Origin of the sequence: Cellulomonas sp. GbtcB1, from assembly GCF_019091725.1 — a bacterium.
Lineage (GTDB): Bacteria > Actinomycetota > Actinomycetes > Actinomycetales > Cellulomonadaceae > Cellulomonas.
The window spans coordinates 1-232 of the sequence record NZ_JAGXJG010000643.1 but is presented as its reverse complement, the minus strand read 5'-3'; the positions used below and the strand labels follow the sequence as shown (position 1 = coordinate 232).

The 232-nt window shown below is 71.6% G+C and carries 1 pseudogene; it reads right to left on the bottom strand.

The features are described from left to right. Window positions 1-232 (bottom strand): annotated as a pseudogene (locus KVT14_RS21655) (NCS2 family permease); the annotation flags it as partial.

The window sequence follows — 232 nt, the reverse complement described above, 5'->3', positions numbered from 1 at the left end:
CCCTCCCCGACCGCCGCCGCGGACACAACGTACGAGTGGTTCGGCGACACCGAGGCGGCACCGCCGGCGACCGCGGCGATCGAGTCGACGACCAGGATCGTCCGGGTGCGGGGCGGGTTGCCCTCCTTGTCGAGCTGGCCCGCCTCGCCGCCGTCGGCGACCATCGTGCCCATCGTGACGTAGAAGTCGGCGATCATCACCGAGGACACCAGCAGGGTGTCCGCGACGATCC